Annotated in this window: 7 protein-coding genes and 1 rRNA gene; all 8 read left to right on the forward strand. The window is 35.0% G+C overall.

The window, feature by feature from the left end; genetic code table 11:
• The first annotated feature begins 81 nt into the window (after nt 1–81).
• The gene (locus EC501_RS09390; protein ID WP_406927882.1) at nt 82–1,080 is read left to right on the forward strand and encodes a M23 family metallopeptidase; all 999 of its coding nucleotides are present in this window, start codon (nt 82–84) and stop codon (nt 1,078–1,080) included.
• Between the two features lie 194 nt (nt 1,081–1,274).
• Nucleotides 1,275–1,802: a YceI family protein gene (locus tag EC501_RS09395; RefSeq protein ID WP_122972030.1), complete on the forward strand. Its 528-nt coding sequence runs from the start codon at nt 1,275–1,277 to the stop codon at nt 1,800–1,802.
• Nucleotides 1,803–2,050: 248 nt separating this feature from the next.
• On the forward strand, nt 2,051–3,034 hold the full coding sequence (locus EC501_RS09400) for a ring-cleaving dioxygenase (protein WP_122972031.1): 984 nt from the start codon (nt 2,051–2,053) through the stop codon (nt 3,032–3,034).
• 16 nt (nt 3,035–3,050) lie between these two features.
• Nucleotides 3,051–3,644 carry an NADPH-dependent FMN reductase gene (locus EC501_RS09405; RefSeq protein WP_122972032.1) on the forward strand — a complete coding sequence of 198 codons (594 nt, stop codon included), beginning with the start codon at nt 3,051–3,053 and terminating at the stop codon, nt 3,642–3,644.
• 171 nt (nt 3,645–3,815) lie between these two features.
• Entirely contained in the window at nt 3,816–4,754 is a 939-nt protein-coding gene (locus EC501_RS09410) for a ring-cleaving dioxygenase (protein ID WP_122972033.1), read from the forward strand.
• 11 nt (nt 4,755–4,765) lie between these two features.
• Entirely contained in the window at nt 4,766–5,380 is a 615-nt protein-coding gene (locus tag EC501_RS09415; protein ID WP_122972034.1) for a flavin reductase family protein, read from the forward strand.
• Nucleotides 5,381–5,403: 23 nt separating this feature from the next.
• On the forward strand, nt 5,404–6,012 hold the full coding sequence (locus tag EC501_RS09420) for an alpha/beta hydrolase (protein ID WP_122972035.1): 609 nt from the start codon (nt 5,404–5,406) through the stop codon (nt 6,010–6,012).
• 494 nt (nt 6,013–6,506) lie between these two features.
• Nucleotides 6,507–6,566: ribosomal RNA gene (locus tag EC501_RS09425) — 16S ribosomal RNA — on the forward strand; the annotation flags it as partial.

Raw genomic sequence — 6,566 nt, forward strand, 5'->3', positions numbered from 1 at the left:
ATTATTTATCTAAGTACTGTATTTCCTAAACTCATGGATTCAATTTTTTCGGACATTCTAATGAAGAAAGGAGGTTTCTTTTTGGTCCGACGATTAATTCCTTTAATTCTAATTGTTTTTGTTGTTAATGCGATGTTTTCGAATGTTGGAAGTGCAAAAGAAACACCATCTCAGGAAGAAATAATGAACAAGCGAATGGCCATTTATATACAATTCCAAGATCACATCGTACCGTGGTACCACTTGGCTGCCATTGACCAATATGAAAGAAACATCCAAGCTGTACGTCCTGATATACCAAAACGAGACAGTATAATAGCTATTCAATTTTCTAAAGAATATTGGGCTGGTGCATTTAATCCGTTAGCGGATGATACCTCACCGTTAACAATAAAATATTTTGGTGGTTTAGGACTTGATGGAAATGGTGATGGTGTAGCAAATCCAGAAGATGATGAAGATATTATGTTTACAATGTCAAACTATTTAAGTCAATACGGACCAACTGTTGAAGATTTTAAAATTGCATTGTGGGAATATTATCAAAGTGAGCAAGTAGTAAATCAAATTTTAACCATTGCTAAACTATATAAACACTTTGATACGATTAATATAGATACACATGTTTTCCCTGTTCCTGTCCGTGGATATAACTACAGCTATAGAGGAACATGGGGTGCCAATAGAGGCTGGGGCGGAAGACGTATACATGAAGGTACAGATATTTTTGCAGGATATAGTACACCTGTATTATCAACATCTTATGGTGTTGTTGAAATAATGGGGTGGAACGAATTTGGTGGTTGGCGTATAGGGATACGGGACAATCATAATACGTATCATTATTACGCCCATCTTTCTTATTTCAATAAAGATTTAAAAATAGGCGATATTGTGGAACCAGGAACTATGCTCGGTGGTGTTGGTAGTTCAGGTTATGGGAAAGAAGGAACATCAGGTAAATTCCCACCGCATTTGCATTATGGGATGTACAAGTTCAATGGTCGTACAGAATGGGCATTCGACCCATATCCTTCCCTTGTACAGTGGGAAAAATATTCAAGACAACAGAAGAAGTAAAGAGGCTGTCTTTTAAAGACAGCTTTTTTATTGAATTAAAAAAATTTAAAACAAATCGTTGACAACTAGTTTGGATATATGTTAAATTTATCTCGAATTAAAGATAATTTAGTTCGAAATTTTATTTGAGCTAGTTATCCGATTATTTTTTTAAAATAATATCTCGAATTCGAGACAAAAAAGGGGAAATAAAAATGGCTAAATGGGTAATTGATCAATCTCACTCAAGTGTTGGTTTTGAAGTAAAACATATGATGGTGTCAAAAGTAAAAGGACAATTTGATAGTTATACAGCTGATGTAGAAGCGGCAGATCTTACGGATTTAACAACTGCATCGATTTCATTTGAATTTGATGTTGCAAGTGTGAATACTCACAGTGAAGACCGTGATAATCATTTAAAATCAGCAGATTTCTTTGATACAGAAAAGTTTCCTACAATTACTTTTAAATCGACTAGCATCACAAAAGATGGAGATGACTACAAAGTAACGGGTGATTTAACTATAAAAGATGTAACGAAACCAGTAACATTTGATGTAGAATTTGGTGGTAAAGGTACGAATCCATGGGGCGTTGAAGTCTATGGATTTGAAGCGGAAGCGAAAATTAACCGTGAAGAATTTGGATTAACTTGGAACGCTGCTCTTGAAACTGGCGGTGTACTAGTTGGTAAAGATATTAAAATTAAAGTTGAGTTAGAGGTTAACCCTGCTGCTTAAATAGTATGCAATATGGGTAATCCATCAAAAGGGTTACCCATTGTTATACTAATGTGTACTTGGTGATGTTTGACATAAATCGAATAAAGTGCTACTATTATCTCGAATTAAAGATTTTAAAAAGAAAATAAAAACGTAAATTTTTTTGAATAAATTAAATAAAGAAATTCACACTAAAAATAGTTTGAAAAAACTATTCTATTTTTTAAAAAAATATCTCGAATTCGAGATAAATTGGAGGAACTATAATGAATGAATTAAAAGGTCTACATCACGTTACAGCGATAACAAGTAGTGCGGAAAAAATTTATGAATTTTTTACTTATACATTAGGACTTCGGTTAGTAAAGAAAACGGTCAATCAAGATGATATTAAGACATACCATTTATATTTTACCGATGATGTCGGTAGTCCAGGGACAGATATGACATTTTTTGATTTTCCTGGTATTCCGAAAGGGGTACACGGAACAAATGAAATTTCAAAAACTTCATTCCGTGTACCAGATGATGCTGCATTAGATTATTGGATTAAACGTTTTGATCGTCTAGGAGTAAAACATACTGGTATAAAAGAACAGTTTGGTAAGAAAACTATCTCATTCGTAGACTTTGACGATCAGGCATACCAACTTATTTCAGATGAGTTTAATGAAGGAGTTGCATCTGGAACTCCATGGCAAAAAGGTCCAATTCCTTTAGAATATGCCATCACTGGATTAGGTCCAATATTTGTTCGAACATCCTACTTTGACTACTTTAAAGAAGTGTTAGAAAAAGTATTCTTTATGAGAGAAATCGCTCAAGAAGATTCGTTCCACTTATTTGAAATGGGAGAAGGAGGAAATGGCGCTCAAGTTGTCGTAGAGTATAATACAGTTCTTCCACAAGCGAGACAAGGTTTTGGAACAGTTCATCATACAGCGTTCCGGGTGGATGACCGGGCAGAATTAGATGATTGGCAACAACGTTTACAAGGCTTTAAATTACCGAATTCAGGATATGTCGAACGTTATTACTTTGGTTCTTTGTATACGAATGTAGCTCCTTCGATTCTTTTTGAATTAGCAACGGATGGTCCTGGATTTATGGGCGATGAACCATACGAAACACTGGGTGAAAAATTATCGTTACCACCATTCTTTGAAGAAAAACGTGAGCAAATTGAGAGCTTAGTAAGACCTATCGACACAGTTCGTAGTACGAAAACATTTGAAAAGGAATATGAATAAGGAGACGAAAAGAGAAATGGGATTTTTAAATAAATTATTTGGTACTGAACAAAAGGAGGAAGAAACAATGGCAAACTTAAATATTGGTATTATTTTAGGGTCAACTCGAGAAGGTCGTGTTAGCCCGCAAGTAGGTGCGTGGGTAAAAGAGTTAGCAGATAAACGTGGCGATGCAAATTATACAATTATCGATATCGCAGATTATAAATTACCGTTTTTAGGTGAAGCTGGTGCAGATAATTCTGGTGTAGCAGCTTGGTCTGAAGCGATTGCAAAACAAGATGGATTTGTATTCATCGTCCAAGAATATAATCACTCTATTACAGGTGCTCTTAAAAATGCATTAGATTTACTTCGTGAACAATGGAACAATAAAGCGGCAGGTATTGTTTCTTATGGTTCTGTAGGTGGTGCTCGTGCTGCGGAACATTTACGGGGCATTTTAGGTGAGTTATTAGTTGCTGACGTACGTGTACATCCAGCTTTATCACTATTCACTGATTTCGAAAACGGTACAGAATTCAAACCTAAAGCTGTTCAATCAGACTCGGTAAATCAAATGTTAGATCAAGTCATTTCTTGGTCTACTGCCTTAAAAACAATTCGATAATAAAATAGAAACCATGTGTATGGACTATCCATACACATGTCTCTATTAATAGGTTGTTGCGGGACTCTTAAAGTTGAAAAATATTGTTGTATGAAGTTTGAGCAAATCCTTTGAAGTTATTTCCTTTGAAGGATGTGCTCAGACGTTATGCATAAATTGGAGGAAACTGAAGTGAAAAAACAGACAACAGGAATTCATCATATTACAGCAATCGTCGGTCACCCACAAGAAAATGTTGATTTTTATGCTGGGGTACTAGGTTTACGTCTAGTAAAGAAAACGATTAATTTTGATGATCCAGGTACTTATCATTTATATTTTGGTAACGAAGGTGGAAAACCAGGTTCTATCATTACTTTTTTCCCTTGGGCTAACGCTTATAATGGACAAATTGGTGATGGGCAAGTAGGGGTTACAACTTATGCCGTTCCTGTCGGTGCAATGGAGTTTTGGAAAGAGAGATTAACAAAATTTGAAATCGAATATACATTAAATGAAAGATTTGGAGAAACTTTTCTTCAATTCGATGATCCCCATGGATTGCACCTTGAAATTGTTGAACGGGAACAGGGAGAATTAAACCCTTGGACATTTGGTGGCGTGACGAAGGATGTTGCCATTAAAGGGTTTGGCGGGGCAGTCTTATTTTCTGCCCGTCCAGAAGAAACTGCGTCAACTTTAGTAGACGTAATGGGACTTGAATTAGTAGGGACAGAAGGAAATTATACGAGATTTAAAGCTTCAGGTGATATTGGAAATATTATTGATTTAAAAATGATTACAGGTGTTAGAGGCACAATGGGGGTAGGCACGGTTCACCATTTAGCATGGCGAGCTAAAGATGATCAAGAGCATATGGAATGGCAAGAGTATGCTATGGATCACGGTCAGCACGTAACTGAAATTAAAGACCGAAATTATTTTAATGCCATTTATTTCCGTGAATCGGGTGAAATTTTATTTGAAATTGCAACTGACCTACCTGGATTTGCCCATGATGAATCTTACGAAACGATGGGGAGTCAACTCATGTTGCCTACTCAATATGAACATTTACGTGACCGATTAGAAATGTCACTTATTCCAATTCAAGTACGTCCGATTGATTAAGGGGGAAATACATGATTTCAATTCAACCGAAAAACAATAGTGAACGTGAAAATTATAAGATATTAACAGGCACGATTATTCCGAGACCAATCGCCTTTGTAACAACCATTTCTGATGAAGGCGTTGTAAATGGAGCGCCCTTTAGCTATTTCAATATTGTTTCCTCAAATCCTCCATTAGTCTCGGTGGCTATACAAAGAGCAAATGGGAATTTAAAGGATACAGCTCGCAATATTTACAACAATGGAGAGTTTGTTGTGCATATAGTTGACCAAAACAATGTAAAACAGGTGAACGAAACGGCAGCTAGCTTACCTTATAATGAAAGTGAGCTTGATATAGCAAATTTGACTCAAGTTCCAAGCGATATGATAAACGTTCCTGGTGTAAAAGAATCTAAGGTAAGGTTCGAGTGTAAACTTGTTCAAGCATTACCTTTACTTAATGAAGAAAACCCTGGAAGTGATTTGTTTATAGGGGAAGTTGTGTTATTTCATATAGATGAATCAATTTATGATCAGGATAAAAGATATATTGATGAACGTAGTTTAGATGCAGTTAGCCGTTTAGCGGGGCAAAACTATGCCACTTTAGGTGATATATTTTCTATTAAAAGACCAAAGTGATTGTTTATAAAGGAGAAAATTGAATGCGACATATATTTAAAGAAGGAACAAACCCAAATAAACCTGTATTACTTCTATTGCATGGTACAGGTGGGAACGAAAATGACTTACTGCCAATAGCAGATATTATAGACTCTGAAGCCTCTGTATTAAGTGTTAGAGGGAATGTTTTAGAAAACGGAATGCCTCGGTTTTTTAAACGTCTTGCTGAAGGTGTTTTTGATGAAGAGGATTTAATTTTTCGGACAAATGAACTAAATCAATTTTTGGATGATGCTGCTAATAAATATCAATTTGATCGTCATAATATTGTAGCAATCGGTTATTCAAATGGAGCGAACATAGCTGCGAGTTTACTATTTCATATTCAAGATACTCTTAAAGGAGCAATTTTGCACCATCCAATGGTTCCGAGAAGAGGTATTCAATTACCAAATCTAGAAGGAATTAATATTTTCATTGCAGCAGGTGTGAACGATCCAATTTGTCCTCAACAAGAGTCAATTGAACTAAAGGAACTTTTAGAAAGTGCCGGTGCCAATGTTCAAGATCATTGGGAAAATAGAGGACATCAATTAACGATGTCCGAAATTCAAACAGCTAAAGCATGGTATGAAAAAATTTACTCATAATTTTAAGATCGTCCCCATCATCAATTGATGGGGATTTTTTTGAATTAAAAAGCGCTTTTTTTTTAAAGGCAATGTAAGAATACTATAGGAAGAAAAACTTATAATATCGTTATTTTGATTTATAAATGAATAATTTTGAGAAATAGTATTGACTTCTTTTCTATAAGAGTGTAGTATATTAAAAGTCGCTGATGTGACGTTAGAAATATATTAAATGATATTTAAAATTGTTGACTTCCATTTAGTATATTGATATAATATAATAGTTGTCTTGTTGATTTTACAACTTACAATTATCTTTTAAAAAAGTTGTTGACAACAATGCTATAACGAGTTATTATACAAGAGTTGCTGTTGGAAGATGGCAACTAAAGTGAACCTTGAAAACTGAACAACAAAACGTTAATGAAATACAGTTTCAACTTAACAGTTAAAACAAAATTTTGGACATCATTATGATGCCAGTGTAAATTTAGAGCTTTATCAAATTTTCTTTTATGGAGAGTTTGATCCTGGCTCAGGACGAACGCTGGCGGCGTGCCTAATACATGCAA

Source organism: Lysinibacillus halotolerans (assembly GCF_003711845.1).
In the GTDB taxonomy this organism is placed as follows: Bacteria; Bacillota; Bacilli; order Bacillales_A; family Planococcaceae; genus Ureibacillus; species Ureibacillus halotolerans.

What these genes read in the sequence shown, in the direction of transcription:
- EC501_RS09395 (WP_122972030.1), top strand. Translation starts at nt 1,275, where the DNA reads ATGGCTAAATGGGTAATTGATCAATCTCACTCAAGTGTTGGTTTTGAA.
- EC501_RS09400 (WP_122972031.1), top strand. Translation starts at nt 2,051, where the DNA reads ATGAATGAATTAAAAGGTCTACATCACGTTACAGCGATAACAAGTAGT.
- EC501_RS09405 (WP_122972032.1), top strand. Translation starts at nt 3,051, where the DNA reads ATGGGATTTTTAAATAAATTATTTGGTACTGAACAAAAGGAGGAAGAA.
- EC501_RS09415 (WP_122972034.1), top strand. Translation starts at nt 4,766, where the DNA reads ATGATTTCAATTCAACCGAAAAACAATAGTGAACGTGAAAATTATAAG.
- EC501_RS09420 (WP_122972035.1), top strand. Translation starts at nt 5,404, where the DNA reads ATGCGACATATATTTAAAGAAGGAACAAACCCAAATAAACCTGTATTA.